Here is a 24,117-nt window from a genome sequence, read left to right on the forward strand (position 1 = left end):
GAACAATTCTTGTTAATATATTTCAAGGAAAGATTATTTAAAATTTAATACGAAAACTGTTTATAGAAAAGTGAATCATATCTCATTTTACAGAGCGAAATTGTTCAATCAACATCCTTAAGGGCTTCAACCATATTCAAATCATTGATTTTACCTGAAAACATTAAATTAACAACAATAGATATGGTAAATGTTATTGCTGCAGACAGCAGCATATTTCCCCAAGTTAGGGACGGCACATAATAAAGGGAATCCCCAGCGGCATTCATCATCAATGTCATGAAGTAGAAACCCAACGGAATTCCCAAAACGAATCCGATAGCTGTAAATATGATGTTCTGAGTCAACAATAATTTCCTTAAGATGTTTGTTTTAAAACCCAACACCTTTAAGGTTGCTATTTCCCTTTCCATTTCTGTGAATGATAAAATGCCCAGATTATACAATACCAAAATAGCCAATGCGACCGCTACAAATGTAACTACATAAACCATCATCATTACTGCAGTGGTCATTTGATCCCAGCTTTCCTTCATCTCCCCAATAGTTGAAACCGATTTGATTGAGTCATAATCATTATCGAATTCCTCTTGAGTTAAGATGTTTGTCGGTGTGAAATTCAAACCTTGATCTTCTAACGTGTCAGGAGACATTATTAAACCCTGTGAAATAGGTTCTGCATGAATTTGCCCTATTTCAGAGCTGACCCACTCATCACTACCGACAATATGCCATTTAATAGTATCCCCAACGGTTAAATTAAACCTTTCAGCGAGCTTGACTGAAATTGAAACATCACCCTCATCAATTTCAATCGGGTTTCGGGCACTGTCCGTGTAGGATATCAAATCCGTGTTGTTTGAAACCAGCAGCATTACTGTGTCTTCCATATCGTTGGCTTTTATTTCAATCGACTGCTGCATTATGAAACTGCCGTCGGTCTCATTTAAGATATCATTTAATTCAACAGGATTGGCATTATTGGAAATCAACAGCTTTGACTCAAAATGACTGATGTCATCATATTCCCATTCCTTCAGTTCCTTCATGCTGTCATTCATACCGAATGCCGCAATCAATAATGCAACACATCCCATTACTCCCACTATTGTCATTAATGCTCTAAAATTATTTCTTCTGGCATCACGCCAATTCCAACGAAGATTGAAATTCAAATGATTCCAGATCCCTGATCTTTCAACCCGACTTTTTGAAGAAATGTTCGGAGCTTTTGACCTTAATGTATTTGCAGGATTCTCATTTGAGATTCTCCTGCATGACAGATATGTAACAAAAATAGATAATAACACCATCAATACTGAAATGTAGATAAAGCTCATATCAAAACCAGGATTCCACCTAGGCATGCTGTAACTTGATGTCAATGTTGGATAAAACATTCTAGGAATTACCGCAGGCCCTATCATTAAACCTAAAATGGCTCCTGCCAAAACGGGCCAAAATCCATAAGAAATGTAATGCAGGATTATTATTTTATCTTTGAATCCAACAGCTTTTAGAATTCCAATTTGAGTGCGCTGATGTGTGACTATCCGAGTCATTGTCGTCAAGAGAGTTAGAAATGTGACTAAAATAAATACAATAGGGAATACATCCCCAATCATCTTATGCTGTGCCATTTCATCGGCGAATTTGGAAACGCTGATTTGGTCTTCCTGTTTGGTGAATGACAAGTAATCTATTGAATCATCCAATTTGTCTTTAAACTCACTATCCGAGCAATTATACTTAACAAGAGCAGTATTATAAACTATATCTCCAGGAAATGCCTCACTAGACAAATATGCAAATCCAATCTGTGAAAAGTCAGGAGTAAATGATGAGGGGGAGGATTCATATATGTATTCCGGAGAATAACCCAAACCTTTTATCTCCTTTGTAATCTCAAGGCCATTAATTTCAAAGGTGATGTTGTCTCCAACCTTCAAGTCCCTCTCATGGGCAAAACGCTTATCCAGCCAGACCCCAGAATCATCAGATGCATTGAAATCTTCACCTTCGGTAGAATAGAACTTGGATATCGTTCCGTTTTCCGTGAAGTGCAGCGTGATGTCAGGATTGTTTTCCATGTCTGCCTGCGATTGAATGACAAATTGCCTATCGATTTCGTTTGAAAATTCCCTTATTTCATCTATTGAAGAGTCATCAAAGTTAGTGTTGTAAATCCAGCCATCAGCCAGGTTTGTCTGGGCATAATAATCATTGGAAGTCTGCACAAGCCCATAGTATTCCCCATATATTCCACAGTAAGCAAAAATGCCTAAAAATGCCATGAGAAAAATTGCAATAAACTGCGTTTTATTGATCTTAATATCTCTCAACATTTTTTTGGATAGTGACATGATATACTATTTGAAAAACTGAATATAAAAAACCTCTTTTTAATTGAATATATGAACCATTAAAAAACACGAATTGACATCAATATTGCAAAATATCATGGCACCAATACATTAACATTAAGTGCAATGCAACAGCACCATTACTAAAAATTGAGATATATATCAAAAAAGTAAAAATGATAAAAATTAGAAAAAACAGCTAAACGTGACCGAACAGCATCAAGTCACCATTCCAAATCTGTGACCTTTTTCGGACTTTCATTAATGACAACACTTTCGATTTGGCCGTTTTTGATTCGGATGACCTTATCGGCCGCCTCAGCAAGTATTGCATTGTGGGTCACGATGACGACAGTGGTATCCTGATTATTGCTCATATCCTGAAGCAAATTCAAAATGAGAACTCCTGTCTTGGAGTCAAGGGCTCCTGTCGGCTCATCACATAAAAGCATTGTCGGCCTTTTAGCGACAGCCCTGGCTATTGATACCCTCTGCTGTTCACCACCAGACAATTGCGCTGGAAATTGATTTGCATGATTTTTAAGTCCAACAGAATCAAGAACCTTTAAGCCATCTATATCCACATCAACAATGTCTTTCATTAGCTCAACGTTTTCAAGAGCTGTCAGGTTTGGAATCAGGTTATAGAACTGGAAAATGAAACCTACATTCTTGGCCCTGTAACTTGTAAGCTGGTTGTCATCGAATTTCTCCACATGATTGCCTTTTACAATAATCTCTCCAGAAGTGACTGTATCAAGCCCTCCTAAAAGATTCAGGAGTGTCGATTTGCCCGCTCCAGACGGCCCTAGAATCACGACGAATTCACCTTCATCAATCGTGAAATTTACCTTATCCATGGCCTTTAAGGTGTGGTCACCAGATTTATAAAACTTATCCACATCTCTAAATTCAATAATTGTAGTCATTAATATTTTTTCTTGAATTAGTTATACTTATATTTTTATTTTTTTTTAAAAAATCAAATTTAGTTTTCATCAACACCCCCATTAAAGAAACATATAAAACATTTCAAAACTAAAAATTATATTATAATAAAATAGTACAGGAAAAATGCAAATGTCATTTAAAAAAGATGAAATGTTGATAATGCCTGCTGTCGACATTAAAAACGGGAAATGCGTGCAACTTGTTCAAGGCGAACCGGGCAGTGAAATGGTTGAAATAGACAATCCTGAAAAAGTTGCAAGACACTGGGAGGATTTAGGAGCTCAAAACATCCATGTCATCGATTTGGATGGAACAATAAATGGGGTTGCCAGCTTTGATGTAATCAAAAAAATCCTAAAGGAAGTGTCAGTTCCGATTCAACTTGGCGGCGGGATAAGGAGCGTTGAATATGCTCGTCAACTCTTGGATTTGGATATCGAAAGAATAATCATTGGAACAATGGGAATCAAACAGCCGGAAACAATTACTCAACTTTCAGACGAATACGGTTCTGATAGAATCATGATTTCCCTTGACAGCAAGGACAATAAAGTCGTGATTAAGGGATGGCAGGAAAAAATCGACAAGTCCCCAAGTGAAATCTCACAAGATTTCAAAGACCACGGGGCGGGCAGCATCCTGTTTACAAATGTTGACGTTGAAGGCCTTTTAGGCGGTTTTTACACACAACCTGTAGAAGAGCTGAAAAAATCTGTAGATTTGCCTATTGTTTATTCCGGAGGAATCACAACAATAGATGACATTAAGAAATTAAATGAAAGCGGTGTCGAGGGAGTTGTAATTGGCTCTGCACTTTACACAGATAAAATTGATTTGACTGAAGCTTTAAAATACCAAAAGAGGTAATCAGATGAAAAAAGTAATGGCAAGTGGAACATTCGATTTATTGCATCCGGGTCATGGCGTTTACCTTCAAGAAGCAAAGAACCTTGGAGGATACAAATCCAAACTTTACGTTGTTGTGGCAAGAGATTCAACAGTTGAAAAAAGAAAAAGAGTGCCGATTGTTGGCGAGAATCAGCGTTTGGAATTGATTAAAATGTTGAAACCTGTGGATGAAGCTTATTTAGGTAACGAAGAAGGGGACATATTTAAAATTGTAAAAGAAATCGACCCGGACATTATAGCTATTGGACCTGATCAGACACACAATGTTGAAAAACTGCAAAAGGCGGTTGATGAGAGAGGCCTGAAGGCACGCGTGCAACGTGTCAAAGTCTATCACAAAGATGAACTCGACAGTAGCTGTAAAATTATTAAAAAGATTAAGAACACTGACTTTGAAGGAAAAATATTGGATAACTGTGAAGATTAGAGGAGATTATTAAAATGTTTAAAGTAGCTATTATAGGAGCAAGCGGATATACTGGTGGAGAGCTTTTAAGAATGCTTTTGAACCATCCTGAAGTAGAGATAACAGACATCACTTCAAGACAATACGATGGAACTCCAGCACATAAAATCCACCCACACATACGAGATTCAGGACTAGTGTTTAAGAACAAAAGCCCTGCAGATTTGGATGCCGATGTCGTATTCACTGCAACACCTCATGGAGCATCCATGAAAATTGTCCCGGAAATCCTGGAAACCGGCGCAAAGGTCGTTGACTTAAGCGGAGATTACAGATACAGGGACACAGCAGTATATGAAAAATGGTATGGAATGGAACACACTGACAGTGAAAATAAGGGCGCATTCGGACTTCCCGAACTATACAGGGATGAAATCAAAAAAGCAGACCTTGTTGCAAATCCTGGATGTTTCCCAACAGGCGCGATTTTATCTTCATATCCGCTAGTCAAAAACGATATCGTCGATAGAATAATTATCGATTCAAAAACTGGAGTCAGCGGAGCTGGAATCAATCCGTCAGCAACTACACATTATCCAAACATTGCAGATAACGTGAATCCATATAAGATATCTTCACACAGACACATGTCTGAAATACAACAGGAACTAAAAGGCTTTGAAGGCGTTAAAGTATCGTTTACTCCTCATTTGGTGCCTGTAATAAGGGGAATACAAACTACAAGCCATAGCTTTTTAAACGAGGAGAATATGGATATCACACCAGATGAAATCAGAAAACTTTACCAAAAGGAATATGGAGGAGAATTCTTTATCAAACTTATGGATGAAGGGGAAATTCCACACCTGAGTGCCGTGAGAGGATCCAATTTCGTTCATGTTGGAGGCTTTGAAATAGATGAGACCGGAAGACTTGTCATGCTTTCAGCCATCGACAACCTTGTCAAAGGCGCATCCGGTCAAGCCATACAGAACATGAACATCATTCTAGGCATAGACGAAACTGCAGGTTTAACACACTTCGGCCTTCATCCTTAATAAAAATTAAATAGAAAGGGGATTGAAATGAGTACAATATTCATATATTACTCGCAAGGAGGAAGAACAGATTTAGTGGCTAGAATATTGGCCAAACATTTAGATGGGGATTTAGTGAGAATTAAAGATTTGAAAAAACGTAAAGGATTTGGAAACAAATTAATATCTTCAATAAACGCATTCAGGGAAACAAAAACAGATATCTCTCCTGAAAAAGTCGATGTAAGCAATTATGATACAATCTATTTCGGAACACCGACCTGGGCCGGAAATCCAACACCTGCAATCCTGACAATAATTGACAGATGCAATCTAACCGGGAAGGATGTGATTCTATTTGCCACCATGGACGGCACCAATGCGGATTCGAACATTAAAAGACTTGAAGAAAAAATTAAAATGCGAGGCGGAAGAGTTATTGAAACCTTCACACTTGCAACAAAAGACAAAACCCCCGAACAGTTAGTTAAGGATACTGAAGCAATAATCGAAATTAAAGATTTGAAAATCTATAAAAGGTAGTTAATATGGCTCAAAAAGATAAATCTGAATTGAAAATTAAAGCAATTGAAAACGGTACAGTGATAGACCACATTACAGCGAATAAATCCCTGCATATTCTCAAGATTTTAGGTCTTCCGGATAATGAAACAAAAAACGTCACAATAGCTATGAACGTGTCATCATCTGAAATTGGAAGAAAGGATATCCTGAAAATTGAAAACAGAGAATTGGATCATAATGAACTAAATCAAATTGCTTTGGTTGCTCCTAAGGCCACAATTAACATTATTAGAAACTTTGAACCTGTTAAAAAAGATAAAATTGGGCTTCCTGAAAAAATCACATCAATCTTAAAGTGTACAAACCCCAAATGCATCACCAACTATTCCAATGAGCCTATAACCCCTAAGTTTAATGTTATTGAGGAATATCCTCCTGTCGTCAGGTGCCATTATTGTGAAAAACTAATAAAAACAGAAGAAATCGAAAAACAATTCGAATAACATTATTTATTTAATAAATAATCAGCCAATCTTTTTGCAAGTGCGAGTATTGTTAAAATAGGCGGTTTTCCAGGGGAAATTGGCAATACGCTTGCATCACATACATACAGATTCGGTATTTCAGTTTCCAGATTGCTGTCAACCACTTTTCCTATAGGCACTGTTCCGCCAGGATGCGCTCCCCTATAGACAGTCGAACCGATTGTGGTCGGGTCAACCCCTGCCTTTTCCAAGATCATGCCCGCAACAGCAACCCCTTCAGCGAGATATCGGATATCATTAATGGTGTTTACCTTATTAATAAAGCCATCACTGTGAACATATCCCTTGGCCTCATCAGGTGTCTTCACCATAATAGATAATATGTCCTCATCCCTTACGTCATCGCGATTGATGTTATCTTTAATGAATGATGAAAAATGAGGGGACAAAACAAAGTTTTTGCCTATCACCAAACCTGCCATCTGCACTTCAGAGTTGAATTTGATGTCCTTAAGATAGCCTCCAACGGTTACAAAAGGATCGAAGAACAGCTCACGGCCGATGCCTGTCAAGCCAGAACTTCTCAATATTACCGCTGATTCGACAGCCCCTGCACATAAAATAATCTTATCGGATTTAAGCAGGTATTCCTCGCCATCTTTTATATATTTAACGCCGCAAGCTTCAAGGTTGCATAGAATAATGTCTTTCACGTTTGCTCCGCTTATCAATTCTGCGCCGGCTTCGACTGCCTTATCTACGAAATCCTTTGCAGTCCATTTTGCATTGGCCGGACATCCAAATGCACATCTGCCGCATTGAACACATTCCTCTTCCCGAATGGCTTTTGGCATTTTTTGAGTATTTAATCCCAATTCATTAGCGGCATCTAAAAATAGCTGTGTTCCTCTACCAATATGGGAATCATCAAGTTCATGAACACCAACCAATTTTTCCAAATATTCGTATTCATCTGTCAAATCAATTCCATATTGATGAAGTTCACTGTCTAGGGCCCTTACCATATTGGCCATGGACACGATTGTTGAACCTCCAACACATGTCGTTGCAAGCAAATCGACATCGGGAACATATTCATTATAATAATTAAATCCATCTTTAGGATTGATATATTGTCCTTTTTCCAAGATGATGACTTCCTGGCCATTTCTTGCAAGCTCATAAGCCAAAATTCCACCACCCGCACCGGTACCGACAATTATATACATTGAATCACCAAATTTTTAAAGAGCATTTCCTAAATGTATATTAAACTTTATAATATAAAAACATTAGTATTCTCTAAAATATAAAATTTAATAAAGAAAATATAAACAAACTTTAAAAATACTGAATTTTAATGAACATTATTAAAATGTTGCCTCCCAATATCATTATTGCTTTAAATTTAAAAAATATTTATTAGATACGTAATACTAAATTAAATATTAGATTAATATAATGTGTGATAAAATGGAAGAACATCTAGATTTATTTGAAAAAGTTATTGAACAAACTTCCAAAAAAGTAGATTACATTGATATTCGCTCAGGAATTGGTGTGAACACATCACTATTAATGAAAGATGGGGATGTGGATGAAATCAACACCGGGATGAGCTTAGGCGCAAGAATCAGAGTGCTAAATAATGGCGCATGGGGTTTTGCATATACCACAGACTTGTCAAAAATCAATGAAATAACCCAAACCGCTATAAAATTATCCGGTTCACTTAAAGGGGATGTCAGATTAAGTGAAAGCGAAGTTGTTAAAGATAAGATCAAAGTAGATGTCAAAATACCTTTCAAAGACGTGTCCGTTGAAGAGAAAAAGGAAATCATGAAAACAGCCTGCGATGCTGCAGCAATCGATAAGGTAAACAGCACAACAGCAAGCTATGTGGACAGCGAAGTGAATGAGCTATTCATGAACAGTGAAGGCAGCGAAATTCAAATCTCCACATCCCGAGTCAGGATGGCCTTGAATGCCTCTGCAACAGATGGTGAAATAATTCAATTCGGTCACGGCAGCATGGGCGGAGTCAAAGGCTTTGAAGCAATAGCCGACAGAGACATTGAAGAGTTCGGAAGAGAAATCGGCGAAAAGGCAGTTAGATTGCTTGATGCCAAACCTGCACCTTCCGGGAAATTTCCAGTAATAGCCGACCCCGAACTAACTGGAGTTTTAATACATGAGGCATTGGGCCATGCTGTAGAAGGCGATTTAATCCTTCAAAATGATTCAATACTCAAAGATAAACTAGGCGAGATGATTGCATCAGATATCGTGAATATTTTTGATGATGCAAGCCTAAAAGAAGGCTTTGGATACTACCCTTATGATGTTGAAGGCATAAAAACAAAACCGAACCAATTAGTTAAGGACGGAAAATTGATTTCACTTTTAAACTCAAGGGAAACCGCATCACAGCTGGGCATGAAATCATCCGGGAATGCAAGATCCATAATTTCCGAAAAACCAATTGTAAGAATGAGCAATACCTACCTGCAACCAGGAGACAACACATTTGAAGAATTAATCGAAGACATTCCCGATGGAATCTATCTTAAAGGTTCAAGAGGAGGGCAAGTGGACACTGGAAAAGGCATTTTCCAGTTCAATGCCGCTGAAGGATATTTGATTGAAAACGGCGAGTTGAAAACACCTCTTAGAGACGTTTCACTATCCGGAAATATCCTGGAAACATTGAAAAACATTGACGCCATTGGAAATGACTTTAAATTAAGCGTCGGATTTTGCGGAAAGGACGGGCAAACTGCCCCTGTAGGCGATGGAGGACCTCACACAAGAATATTGAATGCATTAGTAGGAGGAATGGGATAATGATTAGTGATAGAGCAGGACAATATTTAGTTGAAATAGCAAAAAAAACAATCGAACATTACATTGAAACAAAAGAGACCTTGGAAATACCTGAAGACCATCCTATTGAACTGGATGAAAAATTAGGTGTCTTCGTTACATTAAACAAAAACAATGCGTTAAGAGGCTGCATCGGCTATGCCGAACCAATCGAACCTGCCATAAAAGCGACTATAGAAGTGGCTATTGCCGCTGCTTTTAACGATCCGAGATTCAGTGCGGTAACTAAAGATGAATTTCCAATACTCGATTTGGAAGTCACAGTCTTGACAAAACCTGAAATGATTATAGTGGCCCATCCTGACCAATACTTTGAGGAAATTGAAATTGGTGAAGATGGCTTAATTATCCAAAAGGGATATTCAAGAGGCCTTTTACTCCCACAAGTAGCAACAGAAAACGCATTCACAATCGAGGAGTTCTTAGAACATACCTGCATGAAGGCGGGAATAAGTGCAGACAGCTGGATGGATGAAAGCTGCGATGTTTATAAATTCCAGGGCCAAATTTTCAAATAGTGATAAAAATGATGGCACCATAGAAATTATCAGTTGCTTATGAAATTACTTGTCAAAAGGCTATTTCAAAAAATACCCCATCTAATTGGCCGGTTCATAATCAATACTATCATCCGAAAGCCAAAGCCCAACATTCCCACCTAATTTTCTACTATCAATTCCTGCTCCTTTTTAAACATGTCAATTGCATATCTCATTGACCATGCCATTACGCTTTCTTTTGAATCCAAATCCTCATCGGCATCAGCGTCTTTATCTATTATATCCAATAAATTTTTATTCAATTCATCAGAGCATCCATTAACATCAAGATAAGACAATATAAAATTACATAAATTTGAAATCATGAACTGGAGATTGTACAATTCCCTGTTATCATCATTCACCTGAATGTTTTCACGGACAATGCTTTCAGAGACAAACAGGGTTGTCTTGTTTCCCGCATTCTCTCCAAGACATTTCTGGCGGATTAGATCAATTGACTTTTCATTGATGCGCCAGCAGATTTCCAGATTGTTTCTTGTTTCTTTTTCAATAGAATATGGTAAAAACTTAAAGTTAAAGAGTGAAACCGCACCTACACCGACAATCACCCACAGTATTTTTAATGTGATGGCATCCGGAGCATTAATATAGGACAGGGAAGTCATGACAGACATCAGTGTTGTTGCAGTATTTCTGATTAACCTGTCCTTAATTTTCCAAACGAAGATAAAAAGACATGTTACAACAACGATAAAAATCATAGTTCCCTTGGATACTGGAATGAAAGGCAGGGCAATAAGGAGAATTGCAAAAATAAAAATCCCTAAAAACGTTGCCTGAATACGTTTTTTGGCAGTGTATGCCATATCATCAATATATGGCACCATCATTGAAACGGTTACAAAAAAGAGCCATTTGGTAAAAGGCAAATTGAAAAGCAATGTTAACACTTCCCACAAAAGCATTATGACTGCCATTTTAAATGCAAATACGAATTTGACGGAACGAAAAGTGAACTGGCTTCTGTTGAATGGCTTGAATATTTGAATCAGTATCTTTTTGTTTGGGATTGCAGATTCATCGCTTAAATCCTTATTCAGTTCATTGACAATGATTTCAAGATTCAATAGGACATGCTTCATTTTCATTGACTTGATTTCAATTCCCTCAAAGACTTCCTCGATTTTAATCACACGGATTTCAGAGAGGACTTTTTTAATGTATCTTAGTTCCTCCCCAGATAAATCGCTTAGAGAAAGAGATATCCCACGGACTGGAACGCTTTTATAATGTTGAGAACAGATTGCTGTTTTGGACTTGGGAAGTATTTGTATTCAAAACGGTGATACAGGGATAAATAAAAGCCTTTTGCTGTTTTAAAACTGTCGGTAGAAACCTCCTTGCCTTCCAGTTTCAAATCAATTGCCCTCCTCAGCTCTTCAACAAGATTATCCAGTGTTTCCTTAGATAAATTATAGTGCTTATCCCTGTTAATGACAATATTTAAGCCAACGATGAATACGGCTCCGAAAGCCAGTGCCATGAGCCTCAAAGGCAGATTTTCAAGGGACACGGGATTTGCCGACATGATGAAATAACACAGAAGATAAGGCATGTAAACGTCACTTCTAAAGAGGCGATATGAGGAGAGTGTAGTTCCAAAAACAACCAGAAACGTCAGAATGCAGCTTAAAATCGTTATCGGACTATTAAGATAAGAAACGATTCCCATAACCAGCAGCAAACCTAAAATCTTAACAAAAGATAAGCCCGGTTTATATGACAAATCCTCATTGAGATTCATGAATGCGGCTATGATGATCATTATCCCTACTGCAGTATTTTTCCTTCCAAAAAAAATCATGTAAAAAAGCATTGCCCCAATCAATGCTGAAAACATGAATATTTTTCGTTTTATAGCCTTATCCATTTACTGCACCACATCCATTCAATAATCAAATCAGGAAAAAAATCATCATTAAAAAAAAGAAGAAAGTGAGAGATGAACTCTCATGGTTTTTTGAATTTTTTATCAGGTTTTTTAATCTCTTTATCCGTCAGCCGGAGTGTCAGCACGAAAATGATTGCCATCAGGGCCGCCGTCACATACATTACGAACTGCATGGAATCCTTAATGATGACATTTACAACATTCTGAACAGTACTGTTTTCTGAATTAACCTCGTTTATACTGCCTATTGACTGGAAGTAATTATATACGTTTTTCTCAAATGCCTGGTCACCGGAATGCTCCGGAGCATATGTATTGACTCCATCAGTAATACCTCCGATAACTCCAAGAATTAAAATTACTCCGATAATTGCTGTACCCATTGACTGACCTAATGTCTGACCGGTTGTAACAATACCTGATGCATTGTTCTGACTTTCTTCAGGAATATTGCTTAATGCAATGTCCACACCTAAAGCCATTACAAAACCAAGCCCTGCCCCCAATACGAAGAGTCCAGGCATTAATTCAAGCATTGTAGTGGCCATTGTAAACTGCTGGCTTAAAATCAGACATCCGACGATTGATATTATACAACCTACAGACATGAGTATCTTGTGATTCAGTTTTGCAGACAGTTTCGGGGCCGCCAGTGCAAAAAGAAGCAAACCTAAAGTCATAGGAAGCAAAGTCAAACCTGTGTTGAATGCAGATAAAGCCAATACGCTTTGCAGATAAACGGAAACTGCAAACAATGTTCCTCCCATAGCAAGATTAACCATTAACCTGAGGAGAGTACCGACCCGCAGATTTCTGTCTTTAAACAATTCAACATCTAGCAACGGTACGTTGCCTTTTCTTTTTCTTTTGATTTCAAACAATGCAAAGACCGCAAGGACAACCAGACCTGCAACCATTGCGGCTATACTGAAAGTGGTATCATCAGTCAGCATCAAAATACCAATAACAAAGAGAACAAGGCCTGCAAAGGAAACGATAGATCCTGTGATATCCAATTCGCTTTTGGATCCGGTCGCTTCGAAATAAGGTATTCTGCCGGAGAGTCCTAAAACGACTAAAACGATTATAAATTCAACTGCAAATCCTAGTCTCCAGGTGAAGTATGATGTCACAACCCCACCGAAAAGCGGACCGATAGCAGCGGCAATTGCAACCAGTGCGCTTTCAATTGCAAGGGCAAATGTACGTTTGTCACCATGATAGGTTCCGCTTATTATGGAAACGGCTGTAGGTGTCATTAATGCACCGCCAATACCTTCCAGTAATGCCCATCCGACAAATAACATTAAAACGCTGGAGCTTAATGCTGCAGTCAATGTACCAACACCATAAATCACGGCACCAATTAAAAACAGTTTCTTTTTACCGACTATATCCTGAAGCTTGGTACTTAACAGCATGAGTGAAGCAGTAATGAGAGTATAAAATGATGAAATGGATTGAATGGTACTCACATCAGTATTCAAATCAGCAACTACTGAAGAAATACTAACATTCATGAATGTAGTATCCAAAGCTATGATAAAGGTAGCAAAACAAACAAGGATTAAAGGAATCCAAGAGTGTTCCTTAATAGTTTCATTCATATTTGATTAATCCTCCTTTATATATTACAAATTTTATTATGTAATATATATGATATATAAGTTATGAAAAAATGATGGGAAAAGGAAAAGTAGATGCTATTCTTTTTAAAAAATTTTAAAAAAAATAATTAATGTTTAACCAACTTTTAATTAAATGAATTCCAAACATTATCCACAAATTTAATTAATCATCCCAGTCAAAAGAATATTATTGAAAAGTTAAGAGAGAACTGATATTTAAAGTGATATAAATGATGATACCAACAATACCTACTCCTGAAGAGATTTTGGATAAAGGATTCAGCAGAGGTAAAAAGCAAGCAGACCTAATGAGGTCTCAAAAGATACCTAAACATCTAAAAGGAAAAAGAATTGAAGAGAGGAGAGTTGTAACCTCCTGTCAAGTCATTAAAGATAAACTAAAATCAATAATTGATTCCGTTCCGGAAATTGAAAGCCTGCACCCATTTTACCAGGACTACATTGACATTACTGTTGGTGTGGATGATATGAAACAAGCTTTGGGAGCTTTAAATTGGGCTTATGGAATTATTACCCAACTTGAAAAGGAATATGGTGCAAAAATTAGGAAAAACCCTTCTGAAAGGGCGACTGCTATTCAAAAACAAGCCTACGGAAGAATTTCCTCTGTCATAAATAAAATTAAAAAGGATCTTGACTTTTTGGACTTTGCAAAACAGAACCTTAGAAACATGCCGACAATTGATTTTGACGCAACCACAATCGTCATTGCGGGCTTTCCAAACGTGGGAAAATCAACGCTTCTAAGGCAAATTACCGGAGCTGACCCTCAAGTCGCTAACTATCCGTTTACTACAAAGGGAATACAAATAGGACACACAGAAAGGCACTGGAAGAGCATTCAAATCATTGACACACCAGGATTGCTGGACAGGCCCGTATTGGAGATGAATGACATTGAAATGAATGCGATTGTAGCGCTTGAACATCTTGCCGATGCAATACTGTTTATTTTTGATGCCTCCGAAACCTGCGGATTCCACCTAGACAACCAATACAATCTCCTAAAGCAGATTGAAAAGATCTTCTCTGAGGTTCCAGTATTCTACTTGTTTAACAAGATGGACCTTGTTGAAGACAGGCAATACCTTAACCAATACATTGATGATGAAGACAAGTCAATTTTCATATCAGCCATCGAAGGAGAAGGCATTGACCTAATAAATAAAAAAATAGACACCATCAAAAAGATAGACCGCACAATTGAAAATGAAGATGATGAGTACTACTAATTCTCATCCCATCTTTCAACATTGAACGAATCCTTAGAGCGTATTCCAACCAGAGAAGCGAAGATTGCAATGATACATATGATTGTGCAGATTATGCAAACCAATTGCGAACTTTGGACTATCATTACTGCATATTCACCAGAAAGCTTTAAACCACCCATTATCCAAGCGAATATCAATGTCAAAATGCCCAAACTCATGGTCTGGCCAATAGTTCTCATTGCAGATTGCGCTGCAGATGCATTTGGAGTTTCATTGGCTGGAACGGAACTCATGATTGCATTGGTGTTCGGAGTCGTGAACAATCCCATTCCAACACCCTGCAGAACCATGGCAATGACTATTAGATAAAGAGGAACGTTTGCATCTAAAAACACCAATATCAAAAGGGCGATTGTTGTAATGCCCATCCCAATTGCAGCCAGTTTTTGAGGATGAATTTTATCAGACAGCTTTCCGGCATTTGGAGCCATTATCGCCATGATGATTGGGGTTACAATCAGCATCAGCCCTGACAGTTGAGCATTCCATCCCCTCACATATTGAAAGTGGTAATTAAGGATTGTTGTTATTGAAGCTATCGCAAGATAACTGCACAATGCCGCAACATTTGATGATGTGAACTTCATGTTCCTAAACAGGTTCATGTTGAAGGCCGGGCTTTCGACTTTAAGCTCATAATATCCGAAAATAATCAATAGAACCAATCCTATTACAATGGCAATTGCTCCAAAGCCATTCATCATGTTAGTGAAGCCATAGATGAACAATGAAATGCCGATTCCATATAATATATAACCTAATGTGTCGATCCTGCTTTCCTCATAGGTTTTCCACTCCTTAGGTATTTTTAGAATCATGAGCACTACACAAAGCATCAAGAATGGCAAGACAAAGTAAAACATTGCTCTCCAGCCGAAGTTGTGCACCAGAAATCCGCAAAATACAGGCGATAGGGATCCCGCCAAATAGATTCCAGTTACGGTGAATCCTAATGCCTTTCCCCTGTTCTGCGGTTTGACTGCCTGAACAACCATTGCAATTGCAGACACGTTTGAAAATGCAATTCCGATGCCCTGGAATATCCTGCATACTAAAAACGATTCTGTTGAAAATGACAGGCATGCCCCAACGGATGCAACCAGAAATATTGAAACACCAATGATCAATGACTTTTTAACGCCGTACTTTCCTGAAATTTGACCGGCGGGAAGCGTGAACACTGCAATGACAAGTGCAGTCAATGTGGTAATCCAATTTTGGAAGACATTGTTCATTCCAAACTCTGATGCGATAGCCGGAACTCCCAAGACTATGCCTACCGATAAGAACACCGCAAAAAATGAGGTGATGAACGCTACAAATACAACATATGTCTCCGATTCAAATTTCATGATTGATTGCCCCCGCATAACTTGTTAGATGCTCTTCTTTAGTTTAGTTATAGCTATTAACATATTACTTTAAAAAAACATATAAACATTTTGACAAATTTGAATGATATTCATCCAATTTCAAGAAAAGATGAAGCATTATTAAAATTTAATATAAATTCGCATGGAACATATAAATAATTAAAATTACATACCATAATATATGATTGGAACTATTTTAGCAGTGATATTTTTTGTGATTATCATCATATCCTGTTGTGCAAGTGACAGCAAGTCTTCCAACAGCAACACCACCACAATAAAAACCGTGTCCCATTCCAATAGGGGAAACACTTATTATCCACGCGATTCATATTCCGAATGCCCTGCCTGTGGTGCACCATACTATGATGGCTATTGCGAAGAATGCGGATATCCGGACATCAATCAGGGATGGCTAGGAGAAGATTAGGGTTAAACATTACCGTTTTGATTGGGAAGTGATTGAATATGGCATCAAGCAAAGATTATCTGGAATACATACTGGAGCAACTGTCCGACATTGAAGACATAACCTATAGGGCGATGATGGGAGAATACATCATATACTATCGAGGAAAGATCATCGGAGGCATTTACGACGACCGTTTTCTCGTCAAGCCTGTCAAATCAGCCATGGCAATGATGCCAGATGCAGATATGGAATTGCCCTATGAAGGCGCAAAGGAAATGCTGCTTGTCGATGATGTTGAAAACAGAGAGTTTCTTGGAGAGCTATTGGAAGCTATGTATGAAGAACTTCCGGCTCCACGCAAAAAGCGCAAATAACAATAAAAGTAGCATTGGCTATTTGAAGCCTGCTTTTTTAAAAAAATAAATATAAAAACACTTTAGAAATTAAAATTAAAAAAAAAGGTTTTGAGTTTGTAACTCAAAACATAAACTATATTCTGATTACAATTAAACTAGTTAACTGTAATTTTAACGGATTTTGAAGATGCCTTGTAATAACCGTTTCCTGCAAATTTAACTGTTGCAGAATATTTGCCTTTTTTAGTTAATTTGGTTATTTTAAATGTAGCTTTACCGTTGGAATTGGTAGTGGCAGTATAAGTTTTGCCTTTAATATTCAAGGTAACTTTAGCGTTTTTAATAGCCTTATTTTTATTATTTTTCAAAATAACTGTATATGCTTTGGTTTTTACCTTGGCTTTAAAGGTTTTTGCACTAGCGGTTATTTTGGAAGCTGCTTTTTCAATGACAATTTGATTTTTAGCTAAAATCTCATTATTATATTCAGTGTAAACATAATATGAGCCTGCCGCTAAATTTATTTTTAAGGTTGCAGTACCATTTGCATCCGTTCGCTCAATATAGTCCTTATTGTTGATTGTAAATATGACATTCTTTCCCGCTTCTACGGTTTTATTTGATTCGAGAATGGTTGCTTTAAAGACAGTTGTGCCGGAATAGACTTTTTCAATGTCAGCAGTATTGGCAGTCAATTTTGATCCTCCAAATATGTCCATGAAACTGGAAATATCGAAAGTTGTTCCATTGCCTGTTCCGTTTAAAAAGCTTGAGATATTGAAAGATGTTCCATTACCAAAACTGAAGGTACCGTTAGCGAAGCTTGAGATATTGAAGGTTGTTCCATTACCCAAACTGAAAGTACCGTTTGTTAAATCACCAATATTGAAAGTTGTTCCATTTATATTGAAAGTCATATTTGAAAAATCAAACTTGGTGCCGTTACCTGAACCGAAACTAACCTTTTCAGATTTATCAGCAACTCCAAGCTTGGCAGAATCGGCAGCGCTTGGCTCTTCTTTAATTGCGTCTTCTTTTTCAACAACAACGCTTACTTGATTGTTATCATCTGCATCAGATACTGCAGCAACATCTGCATTATCATCCGCAGCGCTTACTGCACCAATGGCCAGTAAAGAAATAAAGACCATTGCAATAAGCAATAAGCACTTATTTGCTTTAAAAATAAAAATTCCTCCTTTTAATTTTTTAAAATAAACTTTTATTAAACGTCAGGTTTTTGAAGATTTTTCAATCTTTTAATCGAAAAACCATATCCAACAATTAATTGACCGATATATTATACACATAATATACAATATTATAAAATAAATATTATATATACATTATTGATTTTTTAGTTAAAATCAAAATTTTGAATGTATTCGTGAATTTTGTCTGCAATTTCAAATCAATTGATTTTAAGAAACCCCATCCAAATGGGGTTAAAAATGATGCAATCACAAAGTTTTTTAAAGAAGAAATACTAAACAATTTAATATTATAAAAAAATGTATAAAATAAGAGGCAATTTAATATGAAAATTACAGTTGCAGGCGTAGGATATGTAGGGCTTTCACTTGCTGTTCTACTCGCTCAAAAACATGATGTTACAGCTATTACAACTACAGAATCAAAAGCAGAAAAGCTAAATCAATTTATCAGTCCTATCCAGGACGATGAAATAGAAAGATTTTTTAAGGAGACCCGTGATGGAGAAAGGAAACTTAATCTCCATACAACCACCGACAAGGAAGCGGCCTATAAGAATGCTGAGCTTGTCATCATAGCTACACCAACAAATTATGATGACGTCAACCATTTCTTCGACACATCCGCCGTTGAGGATGCCATAGAATGGACCCTCAAGGTCAATCCGGATGTCCTTATGGTAATAAAGTCAACAATACCTGTTGGTTATACTGAATCAGTGCGTGAGAAGTATGGGGTCAAGAACATAATATTCTCTCCAGAATTCCTGCGCGAGTCCAAGGCGCTTTATGACAATCTCCATCCAAGCCGCATAGTTGTTGGATGCGATGATGACCAGAAAGAAGAAGGGCAGATGTTTGCAGAACTTCTATTAGAAGGTGCTAGGGAAGAGGAAAAAAGAGCCGGTTCTCCTAAACAGGACATTCCAATGCTTTTGGCCCATTTAACTGAGGCTGAAGCCATCAAGCTTTTCGCCAACACTTACCTTGCCGTAAGGGTGAGCTACTTCAATGAACTTGACACCTATGCCCAGACCAAAGGCCTTGACACACAGATGATTATAGACGGCGTATGTATGGACCCACGTATAGGCGGACATTACAACAACCCATCATTCGGATATGGAGGATACTGCCTGCCTAAAGACACAAAACAGCTCTTGGCAAACTATAAAGATGTTCCTCAGACCATGATCGAGGCGGTTGTCCATTCCAATTCCGTGCGTAAGGAGTTCATTGCAGACCAGATTATTTCAAGAAACCCTAAAACCGTTGGGGTTTACAGACTTACCATGAAGAGCAACAGTGACAATTTCCGCGCATCTGCAATACAAGGCGTTATGAAGCGCATAAAGGCAGAGGGAATTCCAATAATCATTTATGAGCCAACATTGGAGAATGGAAGCGAATTCTTCAAATCCGAAGTGGTAAATGACATTGACCGCTTCAAGAGTGAAAGTGACGTTATCCTCGCAAACCGCTTTGACTCACATATCCTTGGCGATGTCATGGATAAGGTATACACAAGAGACCTCTTCAGAAGAGACTGATACTAATTTGAACCTCCTCGGCTTAAAGAAGCGGAGAATTCTTGCAAAAATATGTTAAATTTTCATGAAATAGTGTTTAAGAATTAACTTAAACACGCATATTCATGTTAATTCTTTTTTTATTTTAAATTTTAAAAATGCATTTTATGAAAAAAATTATCAACTTATTGAATCGGATGTTTCCAGCCCAAATATTCAATTAGTTATGTTAAATAACAATAATAACCTTACTCATCATTAACTGATTTAAATATAATAACCTACAAATATTTATATATAAAGGTGTTGTGATGAGAGTAGAAAAAGAATACAGGCATTTAGAGGAAGTTGATGAAATCCGCATTTTTAATGCAAGCAAAAAAGACTTTTATAGACCTACTCCCAAGGAGTTTGATATTGAAGACATTCCCCTCCAGGAACTAATAAATAATATTCCAGTTGAAATTCATTCACTGATTCCTTATGATGAAGGCAGGGACTTTATTGTTCAAAATATTGGTAAATTTACCCTCAACAGATACCATTGCACTCCAGATGATGTGAAAGGAAGATTATTAAGCAAACTATCTCCACTATTTTATGAAATACTACATGATGATTTAATTGATGTTTACAAAAACAATAATGTGAAGAAAATAAGATTCGCATACTATAATAAAAATAAATTATCAAAACTAAGCAATGCAAAAATACTTTTTGACAATGAAAGAATATATGTAACAAGCCATAATATCGATACAGAAATTAGCAGCCGCATTGATCTAGAATATAGGGATTTTGATGAAGATAAAACTGACATAATGGAAAATTTTTCACAAACAGGCAGCTATTATAATATTAATGGAAAGTATACCTGGTCACAAGGAGTATTCAACATTATAAATCGTGCAAAAGAAGAAGCTGATGATTATTACAACATAGTTTTTGATTTGGTAATACCTGAAGATCAGCACATTGTAAATAAAATTTTTGAGAGCACCAACAATAAAACAACACAATGTGAGGAAATCATTCGCATCAAAACCAAAGACGGCACTTTAAAAATTATAGAACTTAATATCTATTCTTATTTTGATGAAAGCGGAATTATCATCCGCCAGGGACTGATAAATGACATAACAAAATACTCTGAGGACGAACTAACAAAACCCGTTGATTTTTTACTGAATGGTTTTAAAAACAGCGAAAAATTGGCTTTGTTAATCGAACCATTAAATCCCAAACAATTTAACTTCTCCAAAGGTTATTATAACATACTTGAAAAAGACCATAAGAAATATTATCATTCCAAGGATATCTTAAAGAACATCGCTGAAAAAGACAGCATTAATAGGATAAATAAGCTGATTAATGGCAAATTGAATAAAATCGACGAAAGTTTTACTTATTATGTTGATGGAAATCCTGACAATAAAAAGGTTGTTGAGCTATACATTGAACGATTTGAATATGGAAATTCCACACACAGCATAGGTTTTCTAACAGACATCACTGAAGGTCAAGAGAATTATGAGCAACTAATCAAATCCAATGAACAGAGGCTGATTTTAATTAAAGAAATCCACCATCGGGTCAAAAATAACCTGCAGATTTTAAACAGTTTTTTAAATCTTGAAAAAAGAGCATATGCCAATACTCCTGATTTGATAATTGAACATATGCAGGCACGCCTAACTTCACTGGCATTGCTGCATCAAAAGACCTATAACTCAAAGGATTTCAAAAATATTAACCTAAAAGATTATTTGGAGGATCATGATAGACAAACAATGAATGTGATAGATTCACCAACCCCTATTGAGTTTGAAACCCATGTAGATGAGAATTTAAACTTAACAATCGAAGTCATCACCCCTTTACTTCTAATAATCGATGAAATTACCATGAATGCCCTCAAGCATGCATTTCCAGATAGCTCAAAAAATAATAAGATAACAAAGACAATAAAAAGTTTAGGAAATAATACTGCCGAATTAATCATAAAAGACAACGGTGTTGGCTTAAACGATTTAGATAACATTAGCAAAAATTTAGGCTGTGAAATAATTAAAAGCTTGACTAAACAGTTAGGCGGGACTATCAGTCTAATTAAACAAGAAAAAGGAACTGCATATAAACTAATTTTCCCAACTGAAATGGAACATACTATCGAATAGTGCCATTGACATGTTTCAAGTGTTAGATAACAGATTTTCGCCTTGTGAAGTGAATCCTTTCAGATAAATATAAAAATTATATTACATGACAGATATCTTTCTTAAAATTTTAAAAAATGTCAGAAAAAACCTATTTTTTCAAATTCTGTTAAATATCATGTTTCATAATCCTTGCAAAACCTTCCAAAGGATATAGAATGCCCTAAATTGCAAAAATAATCAATGATTTCTTCGCCAGTGAAATCGAAATCTACCTCTCCGCCACTATGTATATACTGTTCATAGCAATGCCTGCAACCCTGATTGCAATAACTTCCATAAGCTTTATTCTCTTGTGTTTTTTTACTGCCAATTTCTTTTTCTTTTGCGATTCTGGATTTTTCCTCTCTTTCCCTTGCTTTTCTTAATTCGCTTTTTATGAAATGTTTGATTTCATCATCACTCATATTTTCTCTTTGATTAATAATCTTGATTTTTAAATCGCTTTTAATGTTAATTGCATCAATTGCTTTGCCTTTTCTTATTTCCGATTTGATTTCTTCAGATTCAAATATTCTATCAATCCTTTCCTTTTTTCTATTCCTTTCTTCTGCATCTTTCATTTCTTTTTCCAGTTTGGTTTTGCATTTGCCCATTAATTGGTTCATCCCGGATTCCACTCCGCCAACCACTCTTTTAATTTCTTTTTTAGTTTTATCTTTTTCCATATTGTTCGGCATTGGTTTTGATGAGGGATTATTGTATTTTATAGTGGATTTTTTTATTTTAGTCCCGCATTTGATGCAGAAATTATCACCCATTCGTAATCTAGCTCCGCAATTAGTGCAAAAATTGGCCATGTCATACCCCCTCAAATAGTATTGTTAAACAAATTTCAGTCCCCAAACTTATATATATCTTTTTAATTTCTGCTGTGTTCGTTGAGGTTGAAGAAAAAAAATTTAAAAACAAAGCAATTAGGAAAAACATAGTTACAAAAGGGAAGCGAATATGGAAGAACTTGTTATTTCCTTAAAGGCCATCCATAGTGGTCAGCAGGGTAATTGATGACATGATTGTTCAAATTATCAATATTGATGATGAGATAGTGGATTTGATTGGCATAATCATTAAGGACAATGTAGATTACATTCTTATTTCACTTAAATATTCTGGAATCTGCATAAATATAACAGAATATGAGGACATTGAGTCAAATATTGGGTTTAAACAATATTACAATTACAATCAAATGATGTTTTCTAATGTAGATTATTAGATTGCTTCATTTTAAATATTCTATAAACAGAACCTATACCCCAATATTGTGTAGTGAACAATAATAAACCTAAAAATACTTTAAAAATTAAATCAAAAACAAAAATTGGAAGGTCCATATCTATCAGTAATGAGAAAAAGGCCAATAAAAGTATAATTACGGTATAATGTTTTGCATATAGCCTCCACCCAATCACATCAATGGTTTTTTTAATGTTGATTAAATTAAAAGCATCCAGAATACTGCCGGTATCTGCTAGTTTAGCCAATGCAATTTCCATGAAGAACATGGTGAAATAAAATACTACAAAATCAATAACAATAAACATAAGCATATCTACAGGATTATGATGAAATAATAAAGGCGCCGTTTCGAAAAAATCAAACAGCAAATCTTCAACATCAACAAATGGAAAAGCAAATAGATAAGATACGAACTCAAAAAGTAACCCTTGAACAAAAATATAAACACCATAAACAACAGTTGATTTTATTCCCAAAACAATGACATCTTTGATTAATATTTTAGGCAATCGTTTACCATTATTTATTACATCTTTAGTGATGGCCATCCCGTAACCTGAAATAATAATATATGGTATAAATGACAAGAAAAGCACAGATTCTATCCTCATTTCATCAAAAATTCCCATTAGCATGGAAAATACGAAAAATAAAACTAGAATAAGTAAAAGAAACGGTTTATTATATGTTGTATACTCCAATATCCCTTTAACTATATCTAATAGCATGATTGCCTCCAAAATTCATAATCCCTAAAGAAATGAAAAAATTTTTCAAATGATATAAAGTATTATAATTATCATTAGAATTTACCTTAAAATAAAGTTTTATATTAAGATTAA

23 protein-coding genes are annotated in these 24,117 nt (G+C 36.3%); 13 read left to right on the forward strand and 10 right to left on the reverse strand.

Annotated elements, in window-relative coordinates; translation table 11 throughout:
- Nucleotides 1-104: 104 nt before the first annotated feature.
- On the reverse strand, nucleotides 105-2,363 hold the full coding sequence (locus IJE64_RS03255; protein ID WP_292781947.1) for an ABC transporter permease: 2,259 nt from the start codon (nucleotides 2,361-2,363) through the stop codon (nucleotides 105-107).
- Nucleotides 2,364-2,587: 224 nt separating this feature from the next.
- Nucleotides 2,588-3,292: an ABC transporter ATP-binding protein gene (locus IJE64_RS03260; RefSeq protein WP_292781949.1), complete on the reverse strand. Its 705-nt coding sequence runs from the start codon at nucleotides 3,290-3,292 to the stop codon at nucleotides 2,588-2,590.
- A 151-nt stretch (nucleotides 3,293-3,443) separates the two neighbouring features.
- Here IJE64_RS03260 and hisA point away from each other — a divergent pair, with 151 nt between their 5' ends.
- Genes hisA through pyrI form a run of 5 tightly spaced genes read left to right on the forward strand, consistent with a single transcriptional unit; the run spans nucleotide 3,444 to nucleotide 6,694 of the window.
- Nucleotides 3,444-4,181, forward strand: a complete 738-nt coding sequence (gene hisA / locus IJE64_RS03265; RefSeq protein WP_292781952.1) for a 1-(5-phosphoribosyl)-5-[(5-phosphoribosylamino)methylideneamino]imidazole-4-carboxamide isomerase — start codon at nucleotides 3,444-3,446, stop codon at nucleotides 4,179-4,181.
- A gap of 4 nt (nucleotides 4,182-4,185) precedes the next feature.
- Complete coding sequence (locus IJE64_RS03270) at nucleotides 4,186-4,650, forward strand: FAD synthase (protein WP_292781954.1); 465 nt, start codon at nucleotides 4,186-4,188, stop codon at nucleotides 4,648-4,650.
- Nucleotides 4,651-4,664: 14 nt separating this feature from the next.
- On the forward strand, nucleotides 4,665-5,687 hold the full coding sequence (gene argC / locus IJE64_RS03275) for an N-acetyl-gamma-glutamyl-phosphate reductase (protein ID WP_292781957.1): 1,023 nt from the start codon (nucleotides 4,665-4,667) through the stop codon (nucleotides 5,685-5,687).
- 27 nt (nucleotides 5,688-5,714) lie between these two features.
- Nucleotides 5,715-6,209 carry a flavodoxin gene (locus tag IJE64_RS03280; protein WP_292781959.1) on the forward strand — a complete coding sequence of 165 codons (495 nt, stop codon included), beginning with the start codon at nucleotides 5,715-5,717 and terminating at the stop codon, nucleotides 6,207-6,209.
- Between the two features lie 5 nt (nucleotides 6,210-6,214).
- The gene (gene pyrI, locus IJE64_RS03285; RefSeq protein WP_292781961.1) at nucleotides 6,215-6,694 is read left to right on the forward strand and encodes an aspartate carbamoyltransferase regulatory subunit; all 480 of its coding nucleotides are present in this window, start codon (nucleotides 6,215-6,217) and stop codon (nucleotides 6,692-6,694) included.
- A gap of 2 nt (nucleotides 6,695-6,696) precedes the next feature.
- Here pyrI and IJE64_RS03290 read toward each other — a convergent pair whose 3' ends face one another.
- Complete coding sequence (locus IJE64_RS03290; protein ID WP_292781964.1) at nucleotides 6,697-7,905, reverse strand: GMC family oxidoreductase N-terminal domain-containing protein; 1,209 nt, start codon at nucleotides 7,903-7,905, stop codon at nucleotides 6,697-6,699.
- A gap of 244 nt (nucleotides 7,906-8,149) precedes the next feature.
- Between IJE64_RS03290 and IJE64_RS03295 the strand changes: the two genes are divergently transcribed.
- Both IJE64_RS03295 and IJE64_RS03300 read left to right on the forward strand, forming a co-directional pair.
- Complete coding sequence (locus tag IJE64_RS03295; protein ID WP_292781967.1) at nucleotides 8,150-9,520, forward strand: TldD/PmbA family protein; 1,371 nt, start codon at nucleotides 8,150-8,152, stop codon at nucleotides 9,518-9,520.
- Nucleotides 9,520-10,077, forward strand: coding sequence for a TIGR00296 family protein (locus tag IJE64_RS03300; protein ID WP_292781969.1), 558 nt, complete (start codon nucleotides 9,520-9,522; stop codon nucleotides 10,075-10,077). The genes IJE64_RS03295 and IJE64_RS03300 overlap by 1 nt, the downstream gene beginning before the upstream one ends.
- Before the next feature lie 140 nt (nucleotides 10,078-10,217).
- Here the strand turns inward: IJE64_RS03300 and IJE64_RS03305 are convergent, their stop codons facing one another.
- The 3 genes from IJE64_RS03305 to IJE64_RS03315 form a co-directional block, all read right to left on the reverse strand.
- Complete coding sequence (locus IJE64_RS03305; protein ID WP_292781972.1) at nucleotides 10,218-11,255, reverse strand: FUSC family protein; 1,038 nt, start codon at nucleotides 11,253-11,255, stop codon at nucleotides 10,218-10,220.
- Nucleotides 11,256-11,311: 56 nt separating this feature from the next.
- Nucleotides 11,312-11,992, reverse strand: coding sequence for a hypothetical protein (locus IJE64_RS03310; protein ID WP_292781974.1), 681 nt, complete (start codon nucleotides 11,990-11,992; stop codon nucleotides 11,312-11,314).
- An 80-nt stretch (nucleotides 11,993-12,072) separates the two neighbouring features.
- Nucleotides 12,073-13,620 (reverse strand): MFS transporter, encoded by a 1,548-nt coding sequence (locus IJE64_RS03315; protein WP_292781977.1) that lies wholly within the window; start codon nucleotides 13,618-13,620, stop codon nucleotides 12,073-12,075.
- A gap of 251 nt (nucleotides 13,621-13,871) precedes the next feature.
- Here IJE64_RS03315 and IJE64_RS03320 point away from each other — a divergent pair, with 251 nt between their 5' ends.
- Nucleotides 13,872-14,894 (forward strand): NOG1 family protein, encoded by a 1,023-nt coding sequence (locus tag IJE64_RS03320; RefSeq protein ID WP_292781981.1) that lies wholly within the window; start codon nucleotides 13,872-13,874, stop codon nucleotides 14,892-14,894.
- Here IJE64_RS03320 and IJE64_RS03325 read toward each other — a convergent pair.
- Nucleotides 14,891-16,288 carry an MFS transporter gene (locus IJE64_RS03325; RefSeq protein WP_292781984.1) on the reverse strand — a complete coding sequence of 466 codons (1,398 nt, stop codon included), beginning with the start codon at nucleotides 16,286-16,288 and terminating at the stop codon, nucleotides 14,891-14,893. The two genes, IJE64_RS03320 and IJE64_RS03325, sit on opposite strands and share 4 nt — an antisense overlap.
- Before the next feature lie 202 nt (nucleotides 16,289-16,490).
- Between IJE64_RS03325 and IJE64_RS03330 the strand changes: the two genes are divergently transcribed.
- Together IJE64_RS03330 and IJE64_RS03335 are read left to right on the forward strand one after the other, a co-directional pair.
- Complete coding sequence (locus IJE64_RS03330) at nucleotides 16,491-16,739, forward strand: hypothetical protein (RefSeq protein ID WP_292781987.1); 249 nt, start codon at nucleotides 16,491-16,493, stop codon at nucleotides 16,737-16,739.
- 38 nt (nucleotides 16,740-16,777) lie between these two features.
- Nucleotides 16,778-17,095, forward strand: coding sequence for a TfoX/Sxy family protein (locus tag IJE64_RS03335; protein ID WP_292781990.1), 318 nt, complete (start codon nucleotides 16,778-16,780; stop codon nucleotides 17,093-17,095).
- A gap of 137 nt (nucleotides 17,096-17,232) precedes the next feature.
- Here IJE64_RS03335 and IJE64_RS03340 read toward each other — a convergent pair whose 3' ends face one another.
- A complete protein-coding gene (locus tag IJE64_RS03340; protein ID WP_292781993.1) occupies nucleotides 17,233-18,228 on the reverse strand; it encodes an Ig-like domain repeat protein in 996 nt (331 codons plus the stop codon).
- Nucleotides 18,229-18,614: 386 nt separating this feature from the next.
- Here IJE64_RS03340 and IJE64_RS03345 point away from each other — a divergent pair, with 386 nt between their 5' ends.
- Together IJE64_RS03345 and IJE64_RS03350 are read left to right on the forward strand one after the other, a co-directional pair.
- Nucleotides 18,615-19,838: a nucleotide sugar dehydrogenase gene (locus tag IJE64_RS03345; RefSeq protein WP_292781995.1), complete on the forward strand. Its 1,224-nt coding sequence runs from the start codon at nucleotides 18,615-18,617 to the stop codon at nucleotides 19,836-19,838.
- Nucleotides 19,839-20,128: 290 nt separating this feature from the next.
- Nucleotides 20,129-21,994 carry a histidine kinase dimerization/phosphoacceptor domain -containing protein gene (locus tag IJE64_RS03350; RefSeq protein ID WP_292781997.1) on the forward strand — a complete coding sequence of 622 codons (1,866 nt, stop codon included), beginning with the start codon at nucleotides 20,129-20,131 and terminating at the stop codon, nucleotides 21,992-21,994.
- A gap of 155 nt (nucleotides 21,995-22,149) precedes the next feature.
- On the opposite strand, the gene IJE64_RS03355 is transcribed toward IJE64_RS03350, so the two are convergent.
- Entirely contained in the window at nucleotides 22,150-22,833 is a 684-nt protein-coding gene (locus tag IJE64_RS03355) for a zinc ribbon domain-containing protein (RefSeq protein WP_292782000.1), read from the reverse strand.
- 212 nt (nucleotides 22,834-23,045) lie between these two features.
- Here IJE64_RS03355 and IJE64_RS03360 point away from each other — a divergent pair, with 212 nt between their 5' ends.
- Nucleotides 23,046-23,252 (forward strand): hypothetical protein, encoded by a 207-nt coding sequence (locus IJE64_RS03360; RefSeq protein ID WP_292782003.1) that lies wholly within the window; start codon nucleotides 23,046-23,048, stop codon nucleotides 23,250-23,252.
- On the opposite strand, the gene IJE64_RS03365 is transcribed toward IJE64_RS03360, so the two are convergent.
- A complete protein-coding gene (locus IJE64_RS03365; RefSeq protein WP_292782006.1) occupies nucleotides 23,236-24,003 on the reverse strand; it encodes a DUF4013 domain-containing protein in 768 nt (255 codons plus the stop codon). The two genes, IJE64_RS03360 and IJE64_RS03365, sit on opposite strands and share 17 nt — an antisense overlap.
- Between the last annotated feature and the right edge of the window lie 114 nt (nucleotides 24,004-24,117).

This window comes from Methanobrevibacter sp. (genome assembly GCF_017409525.1).
GTDB lineage: Archaea > Methanobacteriota > Methanobacteria > Methanobacteriales > Methanobacteriaceae > Methanocatella.

What these genes read in the sequence shown, in the direction of transcription:
- IJE64_RS03255 (WP_292781947.1), bottom strand. Translation starts at nt 2,363, where the DNA reads ATGTCACTATCCAAAAAAATGTTGAGAGATATTAAGATCAATAAAACG.
- IJE64_RS03260 (WP_292781949.1), bottom strand. Translation starts at nt 3,292, where the DNA reads ATGACTACAATTATTGAATTTAGAGATGTGGATAAGTTTTATAAATCT.
- hisA (WP_292781952.1), top strand. Translation starts at nt 3,444, where the DNA reads ATGTCATTTAAAAAAGATGAAATGTTGATAATGCCTGCTGTCGACATT.
- IJE64_RS03270 (WP_292781954.1), top strand. Translation starts at nt 4,186, where the DNA reads ATGAAAAAAGTAATGGCAAGTGGAACATTCGATTTATTGCATCCGGGT.
- argC (WP_292781957.1), top strand. Translation starts at nt 4,665, where the DNA reads ATGTTTAAAGTAGCTATTATAGGAGCAAGCGGATATACTGGTGGAGAG.
- IJE64_RS03280 (WP_292781959.1), top strand. Translation starts at nt 5,715, where the DNA reads ATGAGTACAATATTCATATATTACTCGCAAGGAGGAAGAACAGATTTA.
- pyrI (WP_292781961.1), top strand. Translation starts at nt 6,215, where the DNA reads ATGGCTCAAAAAGATAAATCTGAATTGAAAATTAAAGCAATTGAAAAC.
- IJE64_RS03290 (WP_292781964.1), bottom strand. Translation starts at nt 7,905, where the DNA reads ATGTATATAATTGTCGGTACCGGTGCGGGTGGTGGAATTTTGGCTTAT.
- IJE64_RS03295 (WP_292781967.1), top strand. Translation starts at nt 8,150, where the DNA reads ATGGAAGAACATCTAGATTTATTTGAAAAAGTTATTGAACAAACTTCC.
- IJE64_RS03300 (WP_292781969.1), top strand. Translation starts at nt 9,520, where the DNA reads ATGATTAGTGATAGAGCAGGACAATATTTAGTTGAAATAGCAAAAAAA.
- IJE64_RS03310 (WP_292781974.1), bottom strand. Translation starts at nt 11,992, where the DNA reads ATGGATAAGGCTATAAAACGAAAAATATTCATGTTTTCAGCATTGATT.
- IJE64_RS03315 (WP_292781977.1), bottom strand. Translation starts at nt 13,620, where the DNA reads ATGAATGAAACTATTAAGGAACACTCTTGGATTCCTTTAATCCTTGTT.
- IJE64_RS03320 (WP_292781981.1), top strand. Translation starts at nt 13,872, where the DNA reads ATGATGATACCAACAATACCTACTCCTGAAGAGATTTTGGATAAAGGA.
- IJE64_RS03325 (WP_292781984.1), bottom strand. Translation starts at nt 16,288, where the DNA reads ATGAAATTTGAATCGGAGACATATGTTGTATTTGTAGCGTTCATCACC.
- IJE64_RS03330 (WP_292781987.1), top strand. Translation starts at nt 16,491, where the DNA reads ATGATTGGAACTATTTTAGCAGTGATATTTTTTGTGATTATCATCATA.
- IJE64_RS03335 (WP_292781990.1), top strand. Translation starts at nt 16,778, where the DNA reads ATGGCATCAAGCAAAGATTATCTGGAATACATACTGGAGCAACTGTCC.
- IJE64_RS03340 (WP_292781993.1), bottom strand. Translation starts at nt 18,228, where the DNA reads ATGGTCTTTATTTCTTTACTGGCCATTGGTGCAGTAAGCGCTGCGGAT.
- IJE64_RS03345 (WP_292781995.1), top strand. Translation starts at nt 18,615, where the DNA reads ATGAAAATTACAGTTGCAGGCGTAGGATATGTAGGGCTTTCACTTGCT.
- IJE64_RS03350 (WP_292781997.1), top strand. Translation starts at nt 20,129, where the DNA reads ATGAGAGTAGAAAAAGAATACAGGCATTTAGAGGAAGTTGATGAAATC.
- IJE64_RS03355 (WP_292782000.1), bottom strand. Translation starts at nt 22,833, where the DNA reads ATGGCCAATTTTTGCACTAATTGCGGAGCTAGATTACGAATGGGTGAT.
- IJE64_RS03360 (WP_292782003.1), top strand. Translation starts at nt 23,046, where the DNA reads ATGATTGTTCAAATTATCAATATTGATGATGAGATAGTGGATTTGATT.
- IJE64_RS03365 (WP_292782006.1), bottom strand. Translation starts at nt 24,003, where the DNA reads ATGCTATTAGATATAGTTAAAGGGATATTGGAGTATACAACATATAAT.